Source organism: Pseudomonas sp. L-22-4S-12, from assembly GCF_009799935.1.
Classification (GTDB): Bacteria; Pseudomonadota; Gammaproteobacteria; order Pseudomonadales; family Pseudomonadaceae; genus Aquipseudomonas.
This window is the reverse complement of record NZ_WELL01000001.1, coordinates 543,953-568,924: the sequence shown is the minus strand read 5'-3', so window position 1 is coordinate 568,924 and position 24,972 is coordinate 543,953. Positions and strand designations below refer to the sequence as shown.

15 protein-coding genes and 2 pseudogenes are annotated in these 24,972 nt (G+C 70.5%); 8 read left to right on the top strand and 9 right to left on the bottom strand.

From position 1 onward, the window contains the following. Positions 1-16: 16 nt before the first annotated feature. From recD to recC, 3 genes are read right to left on the bottom strand one after another with little or no spacing between them, the layout of a single operon-like run. Positions 17-1,867, bottom strand: coding sequence for an exodeoxyribonuclease V subunit alpha (recD, locus tag F3I16_RS02610; RefSeq protein WP_160492201.1), 1,851 nt, complete (start codon positions 1,865-1,867; stop codon positions 17-19). After that, entirely contained in the window at positions 1,864-5,409 is a 3,546-nt protein-coding gene (recB, locus tag F3I16_RS02605) for an exodeoxyribonuclease V subunit beta (protein ID WP_160492200.1), read from the bottom strand. Before recB ends, recD begins: the two co-directional genes overlap by 4 nt. Next, complete coding sequence (recC, locus tag F3I16_RS02600) at positions 5,406-8,723, bottom strand: exodeoxyribonuclease V subunit gamma (protein WP_160492199.1); 3,318 nt, start codon at positions 8,721-8,723, stop codon at positions 5,406-5,408. The genes recB and recC overlap by 4 nt, the downstream gene beginning before the upstream one ends. A gap of 146 nt (positions 8,724-8,869) precedes the next feature. Here recC and F3I16_RS02595 point away from each other — a divergent pair, with 146 nt between their 5' ends. The 6 genes and pseudogenes from F3I16_RS02595 (at position 8,870) to F3I16_RS02575 (ending at position 15,533) form a co-directional block, all read left to right on the top strand. Beyond that, a complete protein-coding gene (locus F3I16_RS02595) occupies positions 8,870-10,003 on the top strand; it encodes a PilT/PilU family type 4a pilus ATPase (RefSeq protein ID WP_160492198.1) in 1,134 nt (377 codons plus the stop codon). A 99-nt stretch (positions 10,004-10,102) separates the two neighbouring features. Beyond that, a complete protein-coding gene (locus F3I16_RS02590; RefSeq protein ID WP_160492197.1) occupies positions 10,103-10,414 on the top strand; it encodes a hypothetical protein in 312 nt (103 codons plus the stop codon). Between the two features lie 163 nt (positions 10,415-10,577). Further along, a complete protein-coding gene (locus tag F3I16_RS02585; protein WP_160492196.1) occupies positions 10,578-12,839 on the top strand; it encodes a bifunctional diguanylate cyclase/phosphodiesterase in 2,262 nt (753 codons plus the stop codon). Further along, positions 12,836-13,540: pseudogene (locus F3I16_RS21310) on the top strand (PAS domain-containing protein); the annotation flags it as partial. The gene F3I16_RS02585 and the pseudogene F3I16_RS21310, both read left to right, overlap by 4 nt. A gap of 351 nt (positions 13,541-13,891) precedes the next feature. Continuing rightward, a pseudogene (locus tag F3I16_RS21305) lies at positions 13,892-14,425 on the top strand (methyl-accepting chemotaxis protein); the annotation flags it as partial. Positions 14,426-14,525: 100 nt separating this feature from the next. Then, complete coding sequence (locus F3I16_RS02575) at positions 14,526-15,533, top strand: DUF5924 family protein (protein WP_160492194.1); 1,008 nt, start codon at positions 14,526-14,528, stop codon at positions 15,531-15,533. 42 nt (positions 15,534-15,575) lie between these two features. Here F3I16_RS02575 and hmpA read toward each other — a convergent pair whose 3' ends face one another. Beyond that, a complete protein-coding gene (gene hmpA, locus F3I16_RS02570; protein ID WP_160492193.1) occupies positions 15,576-16,757 on the bottom strand; it encodes an NO-inducible flavohemoprotein in 1,182 nt (393 codons plus the stop codon). A gap of 152 nt (positions 16,758-16,909) precedes the next feature. Here hmpA and norR point away from each other — a divergent pair, with 152 nt between their 5' ends. Next, entirely contained in the window at positions 16,910-18,457 is a 1,548-nt protein-coding gene (gene norR / locus F3I16_RS02565; protein ID WP_160492894.1) for a nitric oxide reductase transcriptional regulator NorR, read from the top strand. Positions 18,458-18,574: 117 nt separating this feature from the next. Here the strand turns inward: norR and F3I16_RS02560 are convergent, their stop codons facing one another. Next, positions 18,575-19,801 carry a nucleoside recognition domain-containing protein gene (locus tag F3I16_RS02560; RefSeq protein WP_160492192.1) on the bottom strand — a complete coding sequence of 409 codons (1,227 nt, stop codon included), beginning with the start codon at positions 19,799-19,801 and terminating at the stop codon, positions 18,575-18,577. 184 nt (positions 19,802-19,985) lie between these two features. Between F3I16_RS02560 and F3I16_RS02555 the strand changes: the two genes are divergently transcribed. Then, a complete protein-coding gene (locus F3I16_RS02555) occupies positions 19,986-20,639 on the top strand; it encodes a DUF3313 domain-containing protein (protein ID WP_160492191.1) in 654 nt (217 codons plus the stop codon). A 19-nt stretch (positions 20,640-20,658) separates the two neighbouring features. On the opposite strand, the gene F3I16_RS02550 is transcribed toward F3I16_RS02555, so the two are convergent. The 4 genes from F3I16_RS02550 to F3I16_RS02535 form a co-directional block, all read right to left on the bottom strand. Continuing rightward, positions 20,659-21,438 carry an N-acetylmuramoyl-L-alanine amidase gene (locus F3I16_RS02550; protein WP_160492190.1) on the bottom strand — a complete coding sequence of 260 codons (780 nt, stop codon included), beginning with the start codon at positions 21,436-21,438 and terminating at the stop codon, positions 20,659-20,661. A gap of 65 nt (positions 21,439-21,503) precedes the next feature. Continuing rightward, entirely contained in the window at positions 21,504-22,097 is a 594-nt protein-coding gene (locus tag F3I16_RS02545) for a MarC family protein (protein ID WP_160492189.1), read from the bottom strand. Between the two features lie 129 nt (positions 22,098-22,226). Next, a complete protein-coding gene (locus F3I16_RS02540; protein ID WP_160492188.1) occupies positions 22,227-24,086 on the bottom strand; it encodes a GGDEF domain-containing protein in 1,860 nt (619 codons plus the stop codon). Then, a complete protein-coding gene (locus tag F3I16_RS02535) occupies positions 24,083-24,964 on the bottom strand; it encodes an endonuclease/exonuclease/phosphatase family protein (protein ID WP_160492187.1) in 882 nt (293 codons plus the stop codon). The genes F3I16_RS02540 and F3I16_RS02535 overlap by 4 nt, the downstream gene beginning before the upstream one ends. Positions 24,965-24,972: the final 8 nt, after the last annotated feature.

Here is a 24,972-nt window from a genome sequence, read left to right as displayed (position 1 = left end):
TCTCGGCAGTTTCTCTTCAGAACAAGAGGAACTGCCCCTGTCCCCCTTCCTTCGGCGCCGGCAACGCCCCGGCCTCGACGGCAGCAGCCACGACGCCCAAGCGTTCGGCCAGCCCCGCCGCGCGCTCGGCCTTGGTATTCACCGCCTCGGCCAGGCGCGCCGGCAGGCCCCAGATTTCCACCTGGTGCTTGGCACGGGTGATGCCGGTGTAGAACAGCGCGCGGGTCAGCAGCGGGCTGGGCAGTTCGGGCAGGGCCAGCAGCACTTCGCTGAACTCCGAGCCCTGGCTCTTGTGCACGGTCATGGCGAAGGCGCTGTCGTGGCTGGGCAGGCGCGCCGGGGCGAAGGCGCGATAGCCGTCTTCGCCTGAGCCCCCGCTTTCAAAAAAGACGCGCAGGCCGTGCTCACCGTGCAGGCACAGGCCGATATCGCCGTTGAACAGGCCCAGCGCATAGTCGTTCTGCCGCACCATCACCGCCCGTCCTGGATACCAGCGTTCGCGTTCGGCCAGGCTGTAACGGCGCTTGATCCGCGCCTCCAGCGCCTCGTTGAGGCCGCTGACGCCCCAGGGCCCTTCGCGCTGGGCGGTGAGCGCGCGGAAGGCATTGAAGGCGGCGAAGGCCTGGGCCGGATCACCCGCGCGGGCCGCCTGCAGGTAGGGCCGATAACCCTGGTCCAGGCGTTCCAGCAGGGCGGCCGGGGTCGGCTGCGCCTGCCAGTGCAGGTCGGCGCGCTGTTCCCTGAGCAGGTTCAGCGTGCCGGGCGCGTCGCCGCCATTGATTCGTCGCGCCAGCTCACCGATGCCGCTGTCGCCGGCGAAGCGGTGGCTGTGGGTCAGCAGCACCACGGCGTCGCCCAGCCTGGAGCGCGGCGGCTCGACCGGCACGGTTTGCCCGGTGAGGCGCTGCAGCTCGGCCACCGCCTGGGCGTCGAAGCCGCGGCCCTCGCACAACTCGGCGAACACCGCGCCGGCTTCCACGGCGGCGAGCTGGTCCTTGTCGCCGAGCAGGATCAGCCGCGCATGGGGCGGCAGGGCATCGACCAGCTTGGCCATCAGTGCCAGGTCGACCATCGAGGCTTCGTCGACCACCAGCACGTCCAGCGCCAGCGGCCGCGCCGCGTCGTGGCGCACCTTGGGTGTGTCGCCACGGCTGCCGAGCAGGCGGTGCAGGGTGCGCGCCTCTTCCGGCAGGGAGGCCTTGATCGAGTCGCTAACCGGCAGAGCGGCTTTGGCATTGCGGATCGCCTCGGCCATACGTGCAGCCGCCTTGCCGGTGGGCGCGGCCAGGCCGATGGCCAGCTGGGCGCCACCCGGTTGTTCGAGCAGCGCCGCAAGCAGGCGCACCACGGTGGTGGTCTTGCCGGTGCCGGGGCCGCCGGAGATCACCGCCAGGCGCCGGCGCACCGCCTGGGCGGCGGCCAGGCGCTGCCAGTCCGGTTGTTGTTGATTGAAGGCAAACAGGCGCGCCAGGCTCTCCGTCAGCACCGCCTCGTCGACCTCTGGCAGATCGCCGGCGCGGGCCAGCAGCTGGCTGGCTAGCTGGCTTTCGTAGGCCTGGTAGCGGGCCAGATAGAGGCGCGAACCGTCGAGGATCAGTGGCGCAAACTGGCCCGGCGCCCCGACCAGGGTTGAGGCTTCCAGCTGCGTGCGCCATTCGCTCAGCGGCGGCAGGACGAAGGCGAATTCCGGCCAGGGTCGCCGCCCGGCCAGGCGCGCCAGCGGCAGGCACACATCGCCCTGGCCCAGCGCCTCGCAGCACAGGGCGGCGGCTGCCAGCACGCTATCGGGCGCAGTGGCATCGAGACGGCGCAGGCTATCGACCAGGGCCCGCTCCAACGGGCCGAGAGGCAGATCGGCGAGACTCATTGGCTTGCTCCGGCAAACAGACGATCCAGCGCATCCAGCAGCGCATCGCTGGGCCGGGCGAAGTACACCCCGGCCTGGGGCATGCCGCGCAGGAACAGGTAGTAGGCGCCGCCGAGCTGATCATTGCTGAAGTCGGCCAGGCGCTGGCGCAGGAAACGCCGCAGCGCTACCAGGTAGATCAGGTACTGCAGGTAGTAGTGCTCGCCGGCCAGGGCCTGCAGCAGGCGCTCGCCGCCGTAGTGGCTGGCGTCCGGGCCGAGCCAGTTGGACTTGTAGTCGAGGATGTACCAGCGCCCGTCATGCTCGAAGGTCAGGTCGATGAAACCCTTGAGAAAGCCCTTGAGTCCGTCGAACTCCAGGCGTTCGGCGGCCTGGCGCAGCGGCTCGGCCAGGCCCATGGCCGGGTCGACCAGAATCGCGCGCAGGCGCTGCACATCCAGATCGGCCACCGGGAAGGTGAAGCCCAGTTCGGGCAGACGCCGCGCCGCCTGCAGGCTGGCCAGGGTCAGGCCACTGCCGTCCAGGTCGCTGTCCAGCACCTGCTGCAGATGGGCGCTGGCGATGCTCGTCCACAGCTCGGCATTGATGCCGTGGGCGCTCAGCGCCGGTTCGACCAGTTCGGCCAGGGGCGCCTTGCCGCGCGCCCAGTCTTCGAGGATGGCGTGCAGGCAGGTACCGGCGCGGGCGCCACGGGGGAAGGCGAAGAAGCCGCTGCCCGGCTCGCTGGCGTCGGGCATCACCAGGCCATCGCGATCCGGTGCCTCCATATGCATGCCGGCGGCCAGGCCGGAGAAGCTGCCAATGCGCCAGGCGCTGTGCAGGCTGCGCTGGAACTGCTGCAACTGGGCCGGTGGCGCGGCGCGCTGCTCGCCGGCGGCGTTGGCCTCGCGGTTCCACAGCGGCACGCGGGCGATCATCCCTGTGCTGCCCTCGGCCAGCTGATCCAGCTCGCTAGCCAGGGCGCTGGCGGACTTGTCGTTGAGGTGGCCGGCCAGTTCGGTCAGGGCATCTTCACCGCCCAGCTCGCGACCGTGCAGCAGCCAGGCCAGGGCGCTGCTGTGCAGGCCTTCGTCGGGCAGACCGCCGTCCTTCTTCGGCTTGGGCACGGCGACCGGCCCCCAGTGCAGCCACAGGCGATGCTCGGCGCGGGTCAGGGCCACGTAGGTCAGGCGCAGCTTCTCGGCGAACACCTCGCGCCGGGCCGTCTGCAGGCGTTCGTCGAGGCGCGCGCTGCCCAGATCGAGCAGCGGCTGGCCATCTTTATCATGGCAACGGGCGCTGTCGGTGTGCTGGCCGAGCAGGCGGCCGTCCCACAGGAAGGGGCAGAACACCAGCGGGTATTCCAGGCCCTTGGACGTGTGGATGGTGACGATCTGCACCCGCTCGGCATCGCTTTCCAGGCGCAGCAGGGCGTCGTCGCCGGCGCCCTCGCTGGTGCGCTGGCCGTTGAACCAGGCGAGCAGGGCCTCCAGGCCGGGGCGCTGCAGGCTCTCGGTCTGCAGCAGTTCGGCCAGGTGCAGCAGGTTGGTCAGGCGGCGCTCGCCGTCGATGCCGGCCAGCAGGCGTTCGGCCACCTGTTCCTGATCCAGCCAGGCCCTGAATACGCGCATAAAGCCGTGCTGCTGCCACAGCTGATGGTACTGCTCGGCGTCGGCGCGCTCCTTGTCCCAGGCGCGCTCGTCGTCCTGGCAGCGCGCCAGTTGCGCGGCGTCGCGGCCGAGCAGGCGGCTGGCCAGGGCATAGCGCAGCACACCCTCGCGGCCCGGCTCGGCATAGGCGGCCAGCACCGCGGCCAGCTCGGCGGCCTCCTCGCTGTGCCACACGCTGTCGCGGCCCCGGCGCACGCTGGGCACGCCACGCACGGCCAGTTCCGCGGCGATGCTGGCCGCCTCGCGGTGGCTGGCGACCAGCACGGCGATATCGCCGCCGCGCAGCGGGCTGCGCACGCCTTTATCGTCGAAATAGGCTCGGCCCTCGCCACTGGCGGCCAGCAAGCCGGCGATGCGCTGAGCGGTGTCGAGGGCGGCGATCTCGCCGGCGCGGCCCTTGTTCAGGCCGTCGTCGCCCAGCCAGACCAGGGCCAGCGGCGCGGCGTTGTCTTCGTCCGGCAGCACCAGATCCGCCCGCGACTTTTTCCCGGCGCTGACCGGCGGGTAGTCCAGGCCGTGTTCGGCGAACGGCTGCGGGCGCTCGAACAGGCGGTTCAGCGCGTCGATCAACGCCGGCGTGGAGCGGTAGTTGAACGGCAGGTCGTAGCGCCGCGCGGCGGCATCGCGGGCTTTGAGATAGGTGGCCAGGTCGGCGCCACGGAAGGCATAGATCGCCTGCTTGGGGTCGCCGACGAAGCACAGGTCACCGCCCTCACGGTAGATGCGCTCGAAGATCTGGTACTGCACCGGATCGGTGTCCTGAAATTCGTCGATCAGCGCCAGCGGGTATTGCGTGCGCAGGGTCGTGGCCAGGTCGGCACCGGCCGGGCCGCTCAAGGCCTCATTCAAGCGATTAAGCAGGTCATCGAAGGCCAGCAGGCGCTGCGCCGCCTTGCGCGCCGGCAATTCGGCATTGAGCTGGTCGAGCAGCTCGACCTGCAGGGCGATCAGGCGCTGGCGACCGGCCGGCACGGCGGCTCCAAGCGCTTCGCTCAATACATCGAAGGCCTCGGCCAGGGCGCCCTGGGGCGTATCGAAACCTTTCTTGGTGGCCTTGTGCAGCGCCGCGGCACCGAACTTGGCCAGGCCATCGGGCTGCTCGAACAAGGCGGCAGGGTCGGCGAAATAGGCGTCCAGGCCGGCGGCCCACAGGGCGAACTTGCCGGCCTTGTGGGTGCTCTGGCTCAGCCCGCCATGCTCGCGCAGCATCGCGACAAAGGCCGTGCCCTGTTCGCGCCACAGCTGTTCGGCACGTTCCCAGGCATGGCTGGCGGCATTCAGCTCGTCGCCACTCAACGCCTCGCGCGGCTCGATACGCAGGTAGGGTTTGCCCAGGTGGCTGCGCAGGGCCTGGCGCAGGCTGCTCGGGGTGATCTTCTGCTTGGCCAGGAAGCGCGCCCAGGCCGGGTCGGCCGCCGCCAGCACATGGCGCCAGGCGTCGGCGAGCAGGGCGTCGAGCACCTCGCGGTCGTCCTGGGTCAGCTCGCTGTCGAAGTCGCCGCCGGCCTCGAACGCGGCGTCCTGCAAGGCGCGCTGGCAGAAGCCGTGGATGGTGAAGATGGCCGCCTCGTCGAAGCCGTGCACGGCCAGCAACAGACGCCGGCGCGCGTCCTCGCCGGGGTGGCGGCTGTGCAGTTCGCTGAGGAACGGGTCGTTACTCGGCGTGCCTTCGTAGAGCGCCAGCAGCTCGGCCAAACGCGCGCGGATGCGCTCGCGCAGCTCGGCGGTGGCGGCGGTGGTGTAGGTGACCACTAGGATCTGGCTGACGCTGAGTTGCTGCTCCAGCAGCAGGCGCGCGTACAGCGCGGTCAGGGTCCAGGTCTTGCCGGTACCGGCGCTGGCCTCGATCAGCGAGCGACCACTGAAGGAGGAGGTCTGCAGGTCAAGGCTCATGCGTCGTCCTCGTCGGCGGCCAGGGCCAGCAGCGCCGGGCCCAGCAGTTGTTCGGCCAGTTGCTCAAAGCGTTCGCCCAGCGGTTCGCGCTCGCGGAAGGCCAGGGCGTTCCAGGGGTCGAGGGCTTCGCCGGGGATCGGGCTGAAGTCGGCGCCGAGCCAGGCGCTTTGCGCATTGGCCCGCGCCGCGTCGAGGGGTTCCCTCTTGCTGCGCGCGCTGGGGGTGACCAGCGCCTTGGCGAATTCGTAGCTGCTGCGCGGCAGGAACGGCAGCGGCGCGCTGAGCGCCTCGCGGTAGGCGGCCAGCCAGGGCTCCAGCAGCTCGCGCGGGTTGGCCAGGGCGCCGAGCTGCCAGTCGCCGTCGGGGCTGACCAGCAGACTGTCGCGGGCGATGCCGTCGGTGACGGCGACATTCAGCAGCAGGTGGCGCAGCCAGAAGCCGGGCAGGTCCCAGGCGCTCGGCGCATTCAGGCGCCAGTCGAACAGACCACTGGAGGTCACCCCGTCCAGCCAGCCATGCAGGCGCACGCCGGCCAGGGTGATATCCACCAGCAAAGGTTGCGGCGCTTCTTCTGGCCGTGCCTCGAACAGCCGTGGGGCGAAGGCGCGCACCGGGCCGCGCAGCTTGCCCCACAGGGCGTGGCCCAGCTCGCCGGTGGGCAGCCAGCCGGCGGCGCGGGCGATGCGGCGTTCCTGCTGCTCGCTCCAGTCGCGCTCCACCGCCTGCAGGGCCAGGTGACGCAGGCCGCGGCGGGCCGGGCCTTCGAGGGCGAAGGGCTCGTCGGCGGCGATGGCCTCCTCGGCATCGGCCAGGCGCAGGCCCAGGCGCTGTTCGAGGAGGAAGCGCGCCGGATTACGGAAACACAGCAACAGCTGCGCCGGCTCGATGCACAGCCAGTCCTCGCCCGGTTCCGGCAGCTGGGTGATGAAGGGTGGCGGGGTCAACAGCGGCGCCTCGGCCAGGCGCTGGGCGGCGCGGAACCAGGCACTGGCGAAGCCCAGCTGCTGGCCCGCAGGCTGGAAGTTGCCGGGGGCAAACGGTTGCAGCGGGTGGGCGACGGTGATCGCGGCGCTGGCTTTGCCGCCAACGGGCAGCAGCGGTTCCCGACCGCTTGCTGCACTCCCCTCATCCCTGAGGGTCGCGGTGATGTCGACGGCTTCGAGCAGTTCGCTGACCAACACCGAGGGCGGCAGCACGGCGTTGTCGCGTGGGTCGCGGCCGACGTAGCTGAGGTACAAGCCGTCACGCGCCGAGAGCAGGGTTTCCAGCAGCAGGTAGCGGTCGTCCAGGCGCCGCGCGCGGTCGCCACGGCGCGGCTGGTGGCTGATCAGGTCGAAGCCGGCCGCCGGAGTACGCCGCGGCAGGGCGCCGTCGTCCAGGCCGAGCAGGCAGACCAGGCGGAACGGCAGGCTGCGCATCGGCACCATGGTGCAGAAGGTCACCGCGCCGGTGAGAAAGCCCGAGGCGCCGCCGCCGGCTTCCAGCGCGGTGCCGAGCTGCTGGCGCACCAGGGCCAGCTCCAGCGGCCGGGCGATGCCGGCATCCGCGGCCTGGCGGGCCAGGGCGGCGCAGGCCTGGCTGAGCAGCAGCAGGGTATCGCCGGCTTCGCGTTCGTCGAACAGGCTGTCGATCAGCGCCTGCAGATCCAGCGCCCAGTCGCCCAGCGGGCGGGCGCGCTGCAGGCTTTCGGCGAGGCCGGCGAGCTTGCCGACGAAGGCGCACAGGCGGCCGAGCAGCTGGCCGCGCGCGCCTTCCAGGGCGTCCAGCGGCAGGCTGTCGCCAAGCAGCGGGATGTCTTCGCCGGCCAGCTGCGGCGGGGCGGCGAAGCCCAGCAGCAGGCGGTCGAGGCCCTGGGCCCAGGTGAAGGCGTTGTCTGCCGGCAGGCCGAGGGCGGCGTGGTGGCCGGCATCGCGGCCCCAGCGCACGCCGGCGTCGCGCAACCAGTCGCGCAGCAGCGGCAGGTCTTCGGGCTCGATGCCGGCGCGGCGGGCGATGGCCGGCTGCTCCAGCCAGGCGAGGATTTCCTCGGCGGCGAAGCGGCTCTCGGGCAGGGCGAGCAGGTCGATAAAGGCTTCCAGCAGCGGCAGCTCGGCGCGCAGGCTGCGGTCGGCCAGGCTGAAGGGGATGCGCGGCGCGCCTTCGCGCGGCGCGAACACCGCCTCGATGTAAGGGGCGTAGCGCTCGATATCCGGGGTCAGCACCACCACCTGATCCGGCGTCAGGCTGGGCTCGACGGCGAAGCGGGCGAGCAGCTGGTCATGCAGGATTTCCACTTCGCGCAGCGGCGAGTGGGCGATATGCAGCTCCAGCGAGCGGTCGTCCGCGCGCAGTTCGATGCGCTCCTCGGGCTGGCGGGTACGCAGGCGCAGGATATCGTGCTGCAGGGCGTGCAGCAGGCTGTCATCAATCAGGTCGGCGTCTTCGCTGTACAGCCCGGTTTCCTGGCCACCTTCGGCCGAGGCCAGGCTGAACAGGCTGTCGAAGAAATCGCGACCCTGCTTGCCCAAGCTGGCTAACAAAGGATGACCGACATCCAGGTACCACTCGTCCGGGCTCAGCTCCGGCTGCCTGGCCAGCTCGCGGATGTCGCGAATCTCGCCCCAGGCCTCGCGGCACGGGTTGAGGGCGAAAATGATGACTTCCGTGTGCCGCGCCAGGCCTTCGAGCACGCGCAGGTGGTGCGGCGGCAGGCTGCTGATGCCGAATACCAGCAGGCGTTCGGGCAGCCCGGCGATGGGCGTGGGGTCGTACAGGCGCTGCAGCAGGTCGTCGAGCAGGCGTGCGCGGTGCGGGTGGCCGTCGGCGGTCAGCTCGCGCCAGAGCAGGGCCTGCCAGGCTTCGTCGGCGCCGAGGTCGCACAGTTCGCCACGTTCCCAGGCGGCCAGCCAGTCGTCTCGGTACAGCAAGTACTGGTCGAACACGTCGGCGATGCGGGTGGCCAGGGACAACCGGCGGCGCTCGTCGCCGCCCTCCAGATAACGTTGCAGGCGTGGCGCGCGCTCAAGATTGCTCGGCTCGCACAGCCAGTCGTACAGGCGCCAGCTCAGGGTCAACGGAGTGAAGGCGGACTGCTCGGGCAACTGACCCAGCACCAGCCGCGACAGCTCCCAGACGAAGGCCGAGGGCAGCTGCACCTCCAGTTGCATGGCAATGCCCTGTTCGCGCGCCAGCTGCAGGGTCAGCCAGCGGCCGATGCCCTGGCTCGGCACCACCACCCGCGCCGGGGCGAAGGGGTCGCGTTGCGGCTGGGCGAGCAGGCTCGTGGCCAGGGCGCCGAGGGTTTCCAGGTCAGGGGCGTGGAAGAGGTTGAGCATGGGCGGCCGGGCATGTTGAAAAGAGCGTCAGGTTACCAGCAAGGTGCGCGGGCCGGCACGGCGAAAGCGCGACACCCGGCCGCCTGGTCGAATGCCAGCGGATACACTCTACTGCAGGCAACTTTCCTGTTCGAACCGGGGGCACCATGACCGATCCGCTCACGCCAGCCACACAGCCGGATGTCTACCCACTGCTGCAGACGCTCTACGAAAAGGGCGGCTCGGACATGTTCTTCAGCGTCGGCACGCCGCCGCAGATCAAGTTCGAAGGCCATACCGTGCCGTTGCCGGTCGCGCCGCTGAAGCCAGGCGAGGTGCGGCAGATGGCCTACCAGCTGATGAACGAACGGCAGGTCGCCGAGTTCGAGCGCGACCTGGAGATGAACCTGGCGGTCAGCGTCGCCAGCTCCGGGCGCTTTCGCATCAACATCTACTACCAGCGCGGCGAAGTGGCGATGGTGGTGCGCCTGATCAAGAGCCAGATCCCCAGCCTGGAAGCCCTCGGCCTGCCGCCCCAGCTGGGCAAGCTGGCGCTGCTCGACCGCGGCCTGATCCTGATCATCGGCGCCGCCGGCTCGGGCAAGTCGACCACCCTGGCGGCCATGCTCGACCTGCGCAACCGCAACAAGTCCGGGCACATCATCTGCATCGAGGACCCGATCGAGTTCCTCCACCAGCACCAGCGCTCGGTGATCGACCAGCGCGAAGTCGGCCTGGACACCCACAGCTTCGCCGATGCCCTGCGCAACGTGCTGCGCGAGGCGCCGGACGTGATCATGCTCGGCGAGATCCGCGACCTCGACACCATGCAGCACGCCCTGCACTACGCGGAAACCGGCCACCTGTGCCTGGCCACCCTGCACGCCACCAGCACCAGCCATGCGCTGGAGCGCATCGTGCGCTTCTTCCCCGAGGAGGCGCGCGCGCAGATCCTCGCCGACGTGGCGCAGAACCTGGTGGCCATCGTCGGCCAACGCCTGATTCCGGCCCTCGACCAGCGCCGGGTGGCGGCGGTGGAACTGCTGCTCGGCACTGCGCATATCCGCGACCTGATCCAGCGCGGCCTGCTCGACGACCTGCGCGAGGCCATCGGCCGCGGCCGCGAGCAGGGCCTGCAGACCTTCGACCAGCACCTGTTCGAGCTGTTCGAGAGCGGGCGCATCTCGGTGGAGGAAGCCATCCGCAATGCCGACTCGCGCACCGACCTGACCCTGCGCATCAAGCTCGGCCACGGCACCGCCGGCGAGGGCGGCAACCTGCACCTGCTGCACGACGCCTGAAGCGGCGCCGCGGCGCGCCGGGCGTTGACCCAAGTCAAAACCGCCTGGCCAAGGGCCACCTAGAGTGCCTGTCCAAAATCCAGCGCTTGCCCCGTAGTCATGCCGCGAACGACCCCCACCATACTGGTCACCAACAGCGACCAGCAGATGGCCTGCCGCCTGCGCCGCCTGCTCCACGGCGAAGGCCTGGACTGCGCCGTGCTGACCCGCCCCGAGGACTGCAGCCAGGCCCCCCTGTGCGGCTGGCTGCAGGACCAGCCGCTGCCGGCCCACGCCAGCCTGCATGCCAGCCTGGCCGACGCCATCGAAGTGCTCGAGCGCTCCCGGCACGCCTTCAAGTCCCGCGACCTGGCCGACCTGCGCCAGCGCCTGGAACAATTGCTCGGCGAATTGTCAGCCGCGCCGGAATAAGGTAGAAAAGGCCGCAGTAGGTTCCGCCCACGGGCGGAGACCGGCTTTGCCGGGCAGGACACATGGGCCTGCAAGACGAAGCGCCGAGACGCCCCGTTCCCCGATGAACGCGCCGTCCGGCGCTTTTTTTATGCCCGCGAAAAACAACAACAGGGAGGGACACATGGGCGCAGTGGCAACACTCGAGGAACTGATGCGCCGCATCGGCCTCGACCAGGCAGAAGTCGACGAGCGCTGCCGCCTGCTCGACTGGCAGAGCCTGGACATACAGCAGCTGAACGGCGCCGCAGCGGCCATGGACAAGGCCCAGCAGGCGTTCGTCGAGCGCCTGTACCGGCACCTGGACGAGTTTCCCGGACCGGCCAGCCTGATCAGCGACGAGGCCACCCTGGCCCGCCTCAAGCACAGCCAGCTGGATTACTACCAGCGCCTGTGGCGCGGCCCCTACGACAGCGACTACGTGGCCAGCCGCCTGCGCATCGGCCTGATCCACCAGGTCGCCGGGGTCGAGCTGAAGTGGTACCTGGGCGGCTACCGCCTGTACCTCGACTCGATGCTCGCCGAACTGTGCCCCGACGCCACCCAGCGCACGCTGCTGGCCAGCCTGCTCAAGGTGGTGTTCTTCGACATGACCCTGGCCATCGACACCTACAGCGCCGCCCAGCGCAAGGCCCTGGAAGACAGCGAGGCGCGTTTCGCCCGGGCCCTGCGCGGGGCCAACGACGGCATCTGGGACTGGCACCTGGAACACGACCGGCTGTACGTTTCCGAGCGCTGGGCCGGCATGCTCGGGCTCAGCCGCGACAGCCTCGGCGAAGGCAGCGCCAGCTGGTTCTCGCGGGTCCATCCGGACGACCTGCCCGGCCTGCGCCAGGCCATCGACGCGCACCTGCGCGGCGCCAGCGCGCTGCTCCACCACGAATACCGCATGCGCCGCAGAGCCGGCGACTACCTGTGGGTGCTGGCGCGCGGCGTGGCGGAGACCGACGCCAGCGGGCAACGCCGCATCGCCGGCTCGCAGAGCGATGTCAGCGCACGCAAGGCGGTCGAGCAGCAGCTGCGCCATGCCGCCCGCCACGACCCGCTGACCGGCCTGGCCAACCGCCTGCGCCTCGACGAACTGCTGGCGCAGGCCCTGCAGCAGCTGGGCAAGGTCGGCGCGCGCCAGGCCGCCCTGCTGTTCATCGACCTCGACCGCTTCAAGCTGATCAACGACAGCCTCGGCCACTCGTGCGGCGACCAGGTGCTGGTCGAAGTCGGCCGGCGCCTCGGCCAGTGCCTGCGCCCCGGCGACCACCTGTGCCGCTTCGGCGGCGACGAGTTCGTCGTGCTGCTCACCGACATGGCCTGCGCCGGCGATGCCGAGCAGGTCGCCCAGCGCATGCTCGACAGCCTGCACCTGCCGCTGCACCTGGCCGAGCAGACCCTGGTGGTCAGCGCCAGCATCGGCATCGCCGCCCTGCAGGCCAGCGACGCCTCGCAGGATGCCCTGCAGGCCGCCGACCTCGCCCTGTACCGCGCCAAGCAGGCCGGCAAGGCGCAGTTCGCCCGCTACAGCGCCGAGCTGCAGACCCAGGCGCGGCACCAGCTGGAGCTGGAAAGCGCGCTGGGCCAGGCCCTCGACCGCGACGAATTCGTCCTGCACTACCAGCCGATCTGCCAGCTCGAACAGGGCGAGATCCGCCTGATCGGCGTCGAGGCCCTGCTGCGCTGGCGCCAGGGCGACAGCCTGGTGCCGCCGCAGGAGTTCATCCCCTCGCTGGAGGAGTCCGGGGAAATCCTCCGCGTCGGCGACTGGGTGCTGGCCCAGGCCTGCCGCCAGGTGCGCGCCTGGCAGCTGGCCGGGCAGACGCAGCTGCGCTGCGCGGTGAACCTGTCCAACCGCCAGCTGCAGCAGGACGATTTCGTCGCCCGGCTCACCGACATCCTCCTGGCCAGCGGCCTGCCGCCGGCCAGCCTGGTGCTGGAGATCACCGAGAGCCAGCTGATGCAGGACAGCACCGCCACCCTGATCACCCTGCGCGAGCTGGCCAGCCTCGGCGTGCGCCTGGCCCTGGACGACTTCGGCACCGGCTACTCCTCGCTCGGCTACCTCAAGCGCTTCCCCCTGCACATCCTCAAGGTCGACAAGAGCTTCATCGGCGGCGCGCCGCAGGATGCCGAGCTGGGCGCGATCAGCCGGGCGATCATCGGCCTCGGCCACAGCCTCGGCCTGGAGGTGGTGGCCGAGGGTGTGGAGCGTGCCGAACACCTGGACTTCCTGCACGAGCAGGGCTGCCGGCTGGCCCAGGGCTACTGGTTCAGCCGGCCACGCCCGGCCGCCGAACTGCAGCGCCTGCTCAGCGGCGAAGAGCGTTTCGAAGGATTGTGCGGCCAGCCGCCGCTGAACACCCCCCACCTCGTACCCGCGGAACTCCAACAATGAAAATCAACCTGCCGGTCAGCCAGCGTGCGGTGGACGTGCCCGCCCACGCCAACATCCTGTCCACCACCGACCTCAAGGGCGCGGTCAGCTACGTCAACCCGGATTTCATCGCCATCAGCGGCTACAGCGAGGCCGAGCTGCTCGGCCGCAACCACAACATCGTGCGCCACCCGGACATGCCGCCGGCGGCCTTCGCCCACCTCTGGCAGACCCTCAAGGACGGCCGCGCCTGGATGGGCCTGGTGAAGAACCGCTGCAAGAACGGCGACCACTACTGGGTCAGCGCCTATGCCACGCCGGTGGTGCGCAACGGCCAGGTGGTGGAATACCAGTCGGTGCGCACCCGCGCCGAGCCGGAGCTGGTGGCCCGCGCCGAACAGCTCTACGCCGAGCTGATCAAGGGGCGTACGCCACGCCAGTTGCGCCCGCCGCGCCTGGGCCTGGCCGCGCGCCTCGGCCTGCTGGTCGCCGCGCCGGTACTGGCCGCGGCCACGGCGCTCGGCCTGGGCGGCGCGCTGCCCCTGCTGCCGGCCCTGGGCGGCGGCCTGGCCCTGGCCGGGCTGCTCGGCGGCCTGCTGCAGCTCGGCCTGCGCCCGCTGGCGCAACTGACCCGCCAGGCCCGGCGCATCGCCGACAACCCGCTGAGCCAGTGGGTGTACACCGCGCGCAACGACGAGTTCGGCCAGCTGTCCTTCGCCCTGCGTAGCCTGCAGGCCGAATCCGGCGCGGTGGTCGGGCGCATCGCCGACTCGGCGCGCCAGCTCAGCCAGGAAGCCAGCGAACTGGCCGCCGCGGTGGACAGCAGCAGCCAGGCCAGCCTGCAGCAGCAGGGCGAAACCGCCCAGGTGGCCAGCGCCATCAGCCAGATGGCGGCCAGCGTGCAGGAAGTGGCGCGGCATGCCCAGCTCAGCGCCAGCGCCGCCAGCGAGGCGGACCTGGAGACCGCCAACGGCCTGCAACTGGTCGAGCAGACCCGCCAGCTGATCGCCGCGCTGGCCAGCGAAGTGCAGCAGAGCAGCCAGGTGATCCACCAGCTGGAACTGCACGGGCAGAAGATCAACCAGGTGCTGGACGTGATCCAGGGCATCGCCGAACAGACCAACCTGCTGGCCCTCAATGCCGCCATCGAGGCGGCGCGGGCCGGCGAGGCCGGCCGCGGCTTCGCCGTGGTCGCCGACGAAGTGCGCGGCCTGGCCTCGCGCACCCAGCAGTCCACCGCCGAGATCAACGCCATCATCGGCATCCTGCAACAGGGCACCGGGCAGGCGGTGGCGGCCATGCAGCGCAGCCAGCAGCAGGCCAGCGCCAGCGTCGAACAGGCCCTGCAGGCGGCCCAGGCCCTCGGCGGGATCAACCAGCGGGTCGGCCAGATCAGCGACATGAGCATCCAGATCGCCGCCGCCGTGGAGCAGCAGAGCGCGGTCGGCGACGATATCCAGCGCAACCTGTGCGGCATCCGCCAGGCCAACGAAAGCACCGTGGTGGCCAGCGACCAGAGCCGCAGCAGTGCCGAGCACGTGGCCGGCCTGGCCGAGCGCCTGCAGCTGCTGGTGGAGCAGTTCTGGGGCCGGCAACAGCCGGGCTGAGGCGCGCCGCTCGCGGGGGCGTCGGGCCCGCCGAGGCCTGACTGCCACCGCGCCGGCATGCGATGATGCGCGCCCCCGCCATACCGCACCCAGCACTCCCATGCCGCACTGGAAACCCCTCTTTCTCCGCCTGCTGTCCCTGCTGCAACGCTACCCCGGACTGATCGCCGCCTTCGGCTTCTGCTCCGGGGTGGCCAGCTTCATCCTGGTCGACCGCCAGGAAGGGGTCGGCCGGGTGATCGCCGTGCTGATGCTGCTGAGCTGGGCCTGGCTGCTGCTCGAAGGCCTGCTGACGCGCAGCGCGGCGCGCTGGCTGGGGCTGGAGATCCCGCCCAGGCTGCTGCGCTACCTGACCCAGCTGATCCACCAGGAAAGCCTGTTCTTCGTCCTGCCGTTCTTCTTCGTCACCACCGCCTGGAACAGCGGCCAGCTGGTGTTCACCAGCCTGCTCGGCGCCGCCGCCCTGCTGGCGATCACCGACCCGCTGTACTACAAGTGGCTGGCCGCGCGGCGCTGGCTGTACCTGAGCTACCACACCCTGACCCTGTTCGCCGTGCTGCTCACCGCGCTGCCGCTGCTGCTGCAGCAGACCACCGCGCAGAGCTACCGCCTGGCCCTGGCCACCGCCCTGCTGCTGGCCGTACCCAGCCTGGCCGGCGAGCTGCGCCTGCACAACTGGCGGCGCTGGCTGGCGATGAGCGGCCTGATCGCGGCGCTGGGTGTCGGCGCCTGGCTGGCGCGGCCGTGGATTCCCCCGGCCACCCTGTGGCTGACCGACGTGGCGGTGAGTGCCGAGCTGCAACAGCGCACCCCCGGGCGCAGCCTGCAGCAGGTCGGCGCGCAGCAGCTGCGCAGCGAAGGCCTCTACGCCTACACCGCGATCAGCGCGCCGCGCGGGCTGAACGAGCGCATCTACCATGTCTGGCGGCATGAAGGCCTGGAGGTCGACCGCATCGCCCTGGACATCAACGGCGGTCGCCAGGGCGGCTACCGCGCCTGGACGCACAAGCGCAACTTCCCCAGCGCGGTACTCGGCAACTGGCAGGTGCAGGTGGTCACCGAGACCGGCCAGCAGATCGGCGTGCTGCGCTTCGAGGTGGTCGAGTAGCGGGCACGCCGGCCGCCAGGCCGCCGGCGACCGGCACGCGCCTCAGCCCTCCAGCGCCGCCGCCGGGCCGAAGAACTCGTAGCGGGTCTGCTGCACCGGCACACCCAGTTCACGCAGCTCGCGCTTGAGCTGAGCCATAAATGGCTTGGGCCCGAGGAAGTAGGCATCCACATCGCGCTCGGCCGGCAGCCAGGCCTGCAGCTGCTCGCGGCCGAGGCGGCCGGTGGCATCGCCGCCATCGCCGGCGCGGCGCTCCTCGAAGCAGTAGAAGCGCTGCAGCTGCGGATGCTGCGCGGCCAGCTCGTCGACCCGCGCGGCAAACGCCTGCACCCCGGCATGCCGTGCGCAGTGGATGAAGCGAATCGGCCGGCCGTTGTGCACCGCGTCCTCCAGCATGGCCAACAGCGGGGTGATGCCGACTCCGGCGCTGATCAGCAGCAGCGGCTTGCGCGACGGCGTCAGGCTGAAGTCGCCGGCCGGGGCGAACAGCTCCAGCTGGTCGCCCACCTGCACCCGGTCATGCAGGTGGTTGGAGACCCGCCCGCCGACCTCGCGCTTGACGCTGATGCGGTACTCGCGGCCGTTCGGCGCCGCCGACAGCGAGTAGTTGCGGCGCACTTCCTCGCCGTCCAGCTGCAGGCGCAGGCCGATGTACTGGCCGGGGACGAAATCGACCACGGCGCCGCCGTCGCTGGGCTGCAGGTGGAAGGAGGTGATCTCCTCGCTTTCCGCCACCTTGCCCGCCACGCGGAACAGCCGGCCGCCGCGCCAGCCACCGGGGGCGCGTTCGGTGGCGGCATAGACTTCCTCCTCGGCGCCGATCAGCAGCTCGGCCAGCTGGCCGTAGGCGGCGGCCCAGGCGTCGATCACCGCGTCGGTGGCGACTTCGGCGCCGAGTACCTCGCGGATCGCCCGCAGCAGGCAGCTACCGACGATCGGGTAGTGCTCGGGGAGGATCTGCAGCGAGACATGCTTGTTGACGATCTGCCCGACCAGCGGGCCGAGTTCCTGCAGGCGGTCGATATGCCTGGCGTACATCAGCACGCCGTTGGCCAGGGCGCGCGGCTGGTCGCCGCTGGCCTGGTGGGCCTGGTTGAACAGCGGGCGCACCTCGGGGTACTCGCCGAGCATCAGGCGGTAGAAGTGGCTGGTCAGCGCTTCGCCGCCGCTTTCCAGCAGCGGTACGGTGGCCTTGATGATCGCGGTTTGTTCGCCGGACAGCATGGGGTAACTCCTTGATTGCACGCAGGTTTGAATTCTGCCGAGAACAATCCACGAAGCGTGCCAGTTATTTGCCCTATATAAATCATGGAGTTATGCGCTATGTTGTGTTTTAGACAGCGTCCGCTTCGCTGTCATTCAGACTGCATGGAGTCATCATGACTACGCCATTACTGCAGGCCCTGCTGCCGCTGGTGGACGACCTCAGCCGCGAGCTGAGCGAGGGCGAACGCTACCGCCGCCTGCTCAGCGCCCTGCGCACGCTGATCCCCTGCGACGCCAGCGCGCTGCTACGCCTGGAGGGCGAGCAGCTGATCCCGCTGGCGGTCGACGGCCTCAGCACCGACACCCTCGGCCGGCGCTTCCTGGTCAGCGAGCATCCGCGCTTCCAGGCCCTGCTGGCCCATCCGGGGCCGACCCGCTTCGCCGCCGACAGCGGCCTGCCCGACCCCTACGACGGCCTGGTCGAGCGCCACGCCGGGCAACTGGAAGTACACGACTGCCTGGGCTGCCCGCTGTTCATCGACGAGCAGCCCTGGGGCCTGCTGACCCTCGACAGCCTCGACCCGGCACGCTTCGCCCAGAGCGACCTGGACAACCTGGAAACCTTCGCCCGCCTGGCCGCCGCCAGCGTGCGCGCCAGCGGCCGGTTGCTCAACCTGAGCCGCCAGGCCGCCGCCGAACACCAGCTGGCCGAACGCTACCGCGCGGTGGCCGGGCAGGTCGCGCATGCCGAGCTGATCGGCCAGAGCGCCGCGTTCAAGCGCCTGTTGCGGGACATCGACACGGTGGCCGGCAGCGACCTGACCGTGCTGATCGGCGGCGCCACCGGGGTCGGCAAGGAGCTGGTGGCGCAGACCCTGCACGCCCGCTCGCTGCGCGCCGCCCAGCCACTGATCAGCCTCAACTGCGCGGCGCTGCCGGAAGCCCTGGTGGAAAGCGAGCTGTTCGGCCATGTGCGCGGCGCCTTCTCCGGCGCGCTCAGCGAACGCAGCGGCAAGTTCGAGCTGGCCGACGGCGGCACCCTGTTCCTCGATGAAGTCGGCGAGCTGCCGCTGGCGGTGCAGGCCAAGCTGCTGCGGGTGCTGCAGAGCGGCCAGCTGCAGCGCCTCGGTTCCGATCGCGAGCACCGGGTGGATGTGCGCATCCTCGCCGCGAGCAACCGCGACCTGGCCGAGGAGGTGCGCGCCGGGCGCTTTCGCGCCGACCTCTACCACCGCCTGAGCGTCTACCCGCTGCTGGTGCCGCCGCTGCGCGAGCGCGGCCGCGACGTGTTGCTGCTGGCCGGCTGCTTCCTCGAACAGAACCGCGCGCGCCTCAACCTGCGCGGCCTGCGCCTGAGCGCCGAGGCCCAGGCCGCGCTGCTGGCCCACGCCTGGCCGGGCAACGTGCGCGAACTGGAACACCTGATCGGCCGCGCCGCGCTCAAGGCCCTGGCCCGCCAGGCGCAGCGCCCGCGCATCCTCAGCCTGGAGGTGGCCGACCTCGATCTGCTGCCAACCGCCGCGGCGCCGGCCAGCAGCCCGAATCCGCCGCCCGGCAGCAGCGCCGTCGACCTGCGCCAGGCCGTCGACGCCTACCAGCGCCAGCTGATCCAGGCCGCCCTGCAGCGCCAGCAGGGCAACTGGGCCGCCACCGCGCGCGAGCTGGGCCTGGACCGCGCCAACCTGCACCGCCTGGCCAGCCGCCTGGGACTGAAGTAGCCTGCTCACGAGTAGGGTGTGCCGTGCGCACCATGAGCCCGCCCGGTGCCGGCCGGTGCGCACAGCGCACCCTACAAAAACGCAGCAGTCCCGGGAGGCGTTGGGAGCTTCGCGGCTTTAGCCGAAGAACCAGTAGCACACGCCGATGGCCGCCAGCACCCCGGCCAGGTCGGCGACCAGGGCGCAGCCCACCGCGTGGCGGGCGCGCTGGATGCCGACCGCGCCGAAGTACACGGCCAGCACATAGAAGGTGGTCTCGGTGCTGCCCTGGATGGTCGCAGCCACCAGGGCCGGGAAACTGTCGACGCCATGGGTCTGCATGGTCTCGATCAGCATGGCGCGCGCCGCGCTGCCGGAGAACGGCTTGACCAGGGCGGTGGGCAGGGCATCGACGAAGCGGGTGTCCCAGCCGGCCCATTCGATCAGGCTGCGGATGCCGTCCAGGCCGAAATCCAGGGCACCGGAGGCCCGCAGCACGCCGATCGCGCAGAGCATGGCGACCAGGTAAGGCAGCAGGCTCTTGGCCACGTCGAAGCCTTCCTTCGCCCCCTCGACGAAGGTTTCGTAGACCGGCACCCGGCGCAGCCAGCCGACCAGCAGGAACAGCAGGATCAGGCCGAACAGCACCAGGTTGCCGAGCAGCGACGACAGCGCCGCCAGGGCCGTGGCGGACAGCCCGCCGAGCAGGGCCATGAAGCCGCCCAATAACAAGGCCCCTGGCACCAGATAGGCCAGCACCACCGGGTCCCAAAGGCGCAGGCGCTGCATCAGCGCCACCGCCAGCAGGCCGGCCAGGGTCGAGGCGCTGGTGGCCAGCAGGATCGGCAGGAATACCAGGGTCGGGTCGTCGGCCCCCTGCTGCACCCGGTACATGAAGATCGACACCGGCAGCAGGGTCAGCGACGAGGCGTTGAGCACCAGAAACAGGATCTGCGCGTTGCTCGCCACCGTAGCGCTGGGGTTGAGCTCCTGCAGGGCCTTCATCGCCTTGAGGCCGATCGGCGTGGCGGCGTTGTCCAGGCCCAGGCCGTTGGCGGCGAAGTTGAGGGTGATGAAGCCGAGCGCCGGATGGCCGCGCGGCACTTCGGGCATCAGCCGGGCGAACAGCGGGCCGAGGGCGCGCCCGAGCAGGTCGACCAGGCCGGCCTTCTCGGCGATGCGCAGGAAGCCCAGCCACAGGGTCAGGGTGCCGAACAGCACCACCATCAGCTCGACCGAGACCTTGGCCATGGCGAACAGGCTCTCGACCATGGCCGCCCACACCGCCACGTCGCCGCCGATCCAGCGCACCAGCGCGGCGAGCGTCGCCACCACGAAGAATCCCAGCCACAGGCCATTGAGCATCGGTCACCCCCAGTCGATGGCGCGGATGATAGCGGGACCGGCCAGCGGCGGCCATCCAGCGGCCCCGACACCCGGCCGGCGCGGGCCGGCACGGCGAAAAAACCCATGAAAAGCGCACGCCGAATATGCCACTGTACCGGCAGCCACTCGCGTCGAATGACTTCTCAACCTCAGGAGTACAGGGATGAAACACTTGATGCTCGCTCTCGGCCTCGGCAGCGGCCTGCTGCTGGCCGGCTGCGCCAGCCAGACCACCCAGCCCGAGCAATACTCGGGCTTCCTCGGCGACTATTCGCAGCTGCAGGCGACCACCTCGGCCAGCGGCGCGCCGGTGATGCGCTGGGTCTCGCCGGACTTCAAGCTGGCAAACTACAGCTCGATCCTGGTGGAAGAGCCGCAGTTCTACCCGGCGCCGACACCGAGCGAGCAGGTCGGCCAGGGCGCCCTGAACGAAATCGCCAGCTACCTGCAGCAGGCCCTGAAGCGGGAAATGCAGGGGCGCCTGGTGGTGGTCGAACAGGCCAACCACGACAGCCTGGTGATGCGCAGCGCGATCACCGCGGTGGACGTCTCCGCCGAAGGCCTGAAAGTCTACGAGGTCATCCCCATCGCCCTGGTCGCCGCCGCCGCCAGCACCGCCGCCGGCACCCGCGACCGCACCACCGAGATCTATGTCGAGATCGAAGTGCTGGACGCCCGCACCAGCAAGCCGGTGGCCCGGGTGGTGCGCAAGGGCCACGGCCTGGACCTGGAAAACAAGAGCACCCAGCTGCGCCTCGACGACCTCAAGCCGGCACTGGATGTCTGGGCGCGCGACGCGCGCAACTTCCGCCCCTGAGTCGAACCCGGCAGGGCCCTCAGCCGCCAGGCTGGTTGAGCACCTGCAGGATGGCGGCGGTTTCCGCGTCTGGCTCGCCGTCGTAACGGGCCGGGCGGTACTTCATCTGCAAGGCCGCCAGCACGTTGCGCGTGGCCTCGTCCAGCACGCCGCTCTGCGGCGTGACGAAGCCCAGCTGCTGCAGCTGCACCTGGAACCAGGCCGCATCCGGCAGGGCCGTGGCGAAGCGCGCCTGCTCGCGGGCCACGGCGGCGGCATCCGGCCAGCGGATCAGCCCGGCCTCGGCCAGGCGCCGCCAGGGAAACAGCGGGCCCGGGTCGACCTTGCGCTGCGGGGCGATGTCGCTGTGGCCGATGATGCTGTCGGGCGGCAACTGGTGACGCTGCACCAGGTCCTTGAGCAGCGCGATCAGCGCATCGATCTGCGCCTCGCTGTAAGGCTGCCAGGCCCGCCCATTGGGTCCCTCGGCATAGCCCTGGTTGACCAGCTCGATGCCCAGGGTGCTGGCGTTCAGCCAGGTGCGCCCCTGCCAGGCACTGTCGCCGGCATGCCAGGCGCGGCGGTCCTCGTCGACCAGGCGGTAGATGGTCGGCGGGTTGGCGTCGATCAGGTAATGGCTGCTCACCTCGCCCTCGGTCAGCAGGGCCAGGGAATGGGCCAGGTCGGTCGAGGTGTAGTGCAGCACGATGTACTGCACCCGGCTGCTCTGGCTGCGGGCGCTGAAACTGTCGTTGATCGACGGGCCACTGCTGCAGGCGGCCAGGAGCAGGGCGGTGAGGGCGAGGAAGACGAGGCGCATCGGGGTCGGCACGGCTGGCGGTCGGGCCCGCAGTTTAACCCGCCGCCCGGCCGCTGCGGCACGGCTCAGGGGGCGATATGTAACACGCTTTGCAGGTTGTCCAGGAGCATGTCGACGCTGAGCATGATCAGCAGCATGCCGCTCAGGCGCTCCACCGCCGTCAGACCGCGCACGCCGAGGAAGCGCTGCAGCCAGGAGGCCTGCAGGAGGATCAGCGCAGTGCCCAGCCAGGCCAGGCCGACCGCCAGGTACAGCTCCCACAAGGCGCCTTCGTAGGTATTGCGCAGGGTCATCAGCACCGCCAGCGCCGAGGGCCCGGCCACCGCCGGGGTAGCCAGCGGCACCAGCATCGGCTCGCCGTCCGGCAGGTCGCCGAGCACGCCCTCGGGCCGCGGGAAGATCAGGCGCATGGCGATGACGAACAAGATGATGCCGCCGGCAATCGCCGTGGCCTCGCGCGACAGGCCGAGGCCGCTGAGGATCTTGTCGCCGAAGGTGAGGAACAGCATCAGCAGGGCCAGGGCGAACAACAGCTCGCGCAGCGCCACGCGCATGCGCCGCTCGGGAGCGACATTCTTCAGGGCGGCGAGGAAAATGGCGATGTTGCCGAACGGGTCGGTGACCAGAAACACCAGGACGGCGATGCCGAAAATGTCCATGTTCCACTCTCTTGCGCAAATGCCTAGTTTAGCCGGCCACGGCCCGGACGGCTGTGGCGGGCGCGGCATTCGCGGCCAGCCAGGCGACGCCTGCGGCAGGCGGGCACGCAGCAGGCATCGCACAGCTTCCTAGGCCACCAGGATGCGGTTGCGCCCTGCGCCCTTGGCCCGGTACAGCGCCTGGTCGGCGCGGTCGAACACCTGTTCGGCCGATTCGCCGGCGGCAAAGGCGGTGATGCCGCCCGACAGGGTGATGGTCACCCGCTCGCCGCGGAAGTGGAAGGGACAGGCCTCGATGGCCGTGCGCAGGGTTTCCATCAGCTGCTGGCCGCCCGCCAGCGGGGTGGTGGGAACCAGCAGGACAAACTCCTCGCCGCCGAAGCGGGCGATGAAGTCGGTCTTGCGCAGGCGCTTGCCCAGCTCGCTGGCGATGATCTTCAACACCTTGTCGCCAGCCAGGTGGCCGTAGCCATCGTTGATCCGCTTGAAGTGGTCGACATCCAGCACCGCCAGCAGCAACTCGCCGCCATAGCGCTGCCAGCGCGCCACCTCCAGCTCCAGGCGTTCGCTCCAGCCGGCGCGATTGGGCAGGCCGGTGAGCGGGTCGATCAGGGCCTTCTGCCGCTGTTCCTCGAGGTGATCGCGGAACACCTGGGCCTCCTGCTCCATCTCCGCGACCCGCTGTACCAGGGCCTGCAGGCGCTCGGCCACATCGGCCTCGCGACCCTCGCGCTGGCGCTGGTGCTCGGCGACGGTGGTCAGCAGGCCGTCGAGGCGCGTCTCCAGGACGTGCTTGAGGTCGTCCAAGTCGGCCGCCCCCTGCACGCTGGCCTGCAGCCCGCCGACCTGCTCGCGCAGCTCGCGGTTGAAGCTGCGCGCGCTCTCGATCGATTCGCTGTAGCCCTCATGGGCCTCGCTGAGGGTGCCGAGGAAGGCCGCCAGACGTTCGTTGAGCTGCTTCAGGTAGCCGGCAAACTCGCGCTGGCCGCTGTCGGTCACCGCCAGCACCAGCACCGCCAGATCGTCCAGCAGCGGCACCAGCTCGTACCAGTTCAGGCCACCCTGCAGGCGCTCGCGCAGGGCCTCGCCCTGCGGCTGGTGGCGCGCCGGCAGCTCCAGCTCGTCGAGCAGGCCCAGCAGGCTGTGCGCCACATGCACCGCCACCGCGCTGTAACCGGGCTCGGCCGATTCCGGCAAGGCATAGGCCGGGTCGTCGCTGCCGGTGAAGAAGCGCGCATCCAGCGGCAGGCTGTCGAGGGTGGCGACCGGCTTGAGCGGCGCCGGCATTGCACCGGGAACGGTCTGCGGCTCCGCTGGCGCCGCGGCCTCGGCCACCGGCACAGGGGCCGGCGGGACGGGCGGCGAACTCGGTGCGGCGGCCTGCGCCTGCTCGGCCGCCGCCGGCTCGGCGGCTTCTGCGGGCGCCGGTGCAGTGCTCGAGGCCTGAGCCTCGGGGGTGGCGGCCTCGTCGCGGCCGCCGAACAGGCGCTGCAGCAGGCCGGGGCGGGCCACCTGGTCGCTGCCCAGCACTTCCAGCACCTTGTGCTGCAGGCTGCTCAGCTCGGCCAGCAGGGCCGGCAGCTCGCGGGACTGGCTGGCCCGCTCGTCGATGCGCTTGGCGAACTGCTTGAGCGCCTTGCGCACCTCGCGCGGCAGCTCCAGGGCCAGCAGCTGCTCGGTCAGGCCGGTGATGCCGGCGACATTCTGCTCGCTGCGTTGCTGGCGGCGCTGCTCGGAGTCGAGCACGGCCTTTTCCAGACGCGGGATCAGCGCGGCTAGGCCGGCATCCATCTGCTCGCCGCGGATGATCTCGCGCAGCTCGCGCATGCACTGGTCGACCGCCTTGTCCGCACCCTCGGCGGCCAGGGAGCTGCGCACCAGGCCGCGGCGCAGCAGGTCGAGGCGGGCCTCCCAGCGCTGCTCCAGCCTTTCCTGCTGCTCCAGGTTCTCGAGGTACTTGGCTTTCCAGCGCTGAGCATCATCGGTCATGGCGGCGATCCAGTGGCGAGCGGTTTCGGCTGAGGGGCCAGCGTGCCGCTGAGCGCGGCGGGCAGGCGGATATCGACGGCGACCGGCAGATGGTCGGAAATCGGCTGGCTGAGCACCGCCACCCGCTCCAGGGCCAGGCCCGGGCTGAGCAGGATATGGTCGAGGCAGCGTTGCGGCCGCCAGCTGGGAAAGGTCGCCTCGACCTGCGGCGCGAGCAGGCCGAGGTCGCGCAGCGGCGAATGCTGCAGCAGGTCGAGGGCATGGGTGTTCATGTCGCCCATCAGCACCTGGTGGCGATAGCCGCCGATCAGCTCGCGGATGTAGGCCAGTTGGCGGGTGCGGGTGCCCGCGCCCAGCGCCAGGTGCATGACCACCACCACCAGGGCGTCGGCACCTTCGCCAAACGCCAGCAGGATCGCCCCGCGCCCAGGCGGGCCGGGCAGCGGATGGTCTTCCAGTCGGCACGGGCGCAAGCGGCTGAGTACGCCGTTGCTGTGCTGGGCGAAACGCCCGAGGTTGCGGTTGAGTTGCTGGTACCAGTAGGGGAAGGCACCGAGCTCGGCCAGGTGCTGCACCTGGTTGACGAAGCCGGAACGCAGGCTGCCGCCATCGGCCTCCTGCAGGGCCACCAGGTCGTAGTCGCCGAGCAGCGCGCCGATCTTCTGCAGGTTGCCGGCGCGTCCGCGGTGCGGCAGCAGGTGCTGCCAGCCGCGGGTCAGGTAGTGGCGATAGCGCTCGGTGCTGATGCCGACCTGGATATTGAAGCTGAGCAGGCGCAGCAGGCCGTCACAGGGCAGGCCGGTGGAATCCGCGCAGCGGCCGTTGACCTGCGGCGGGTGCAAGCCAATCGGACGCCCGGAACTCCAGCGGCGCAGCATGGCGGGAT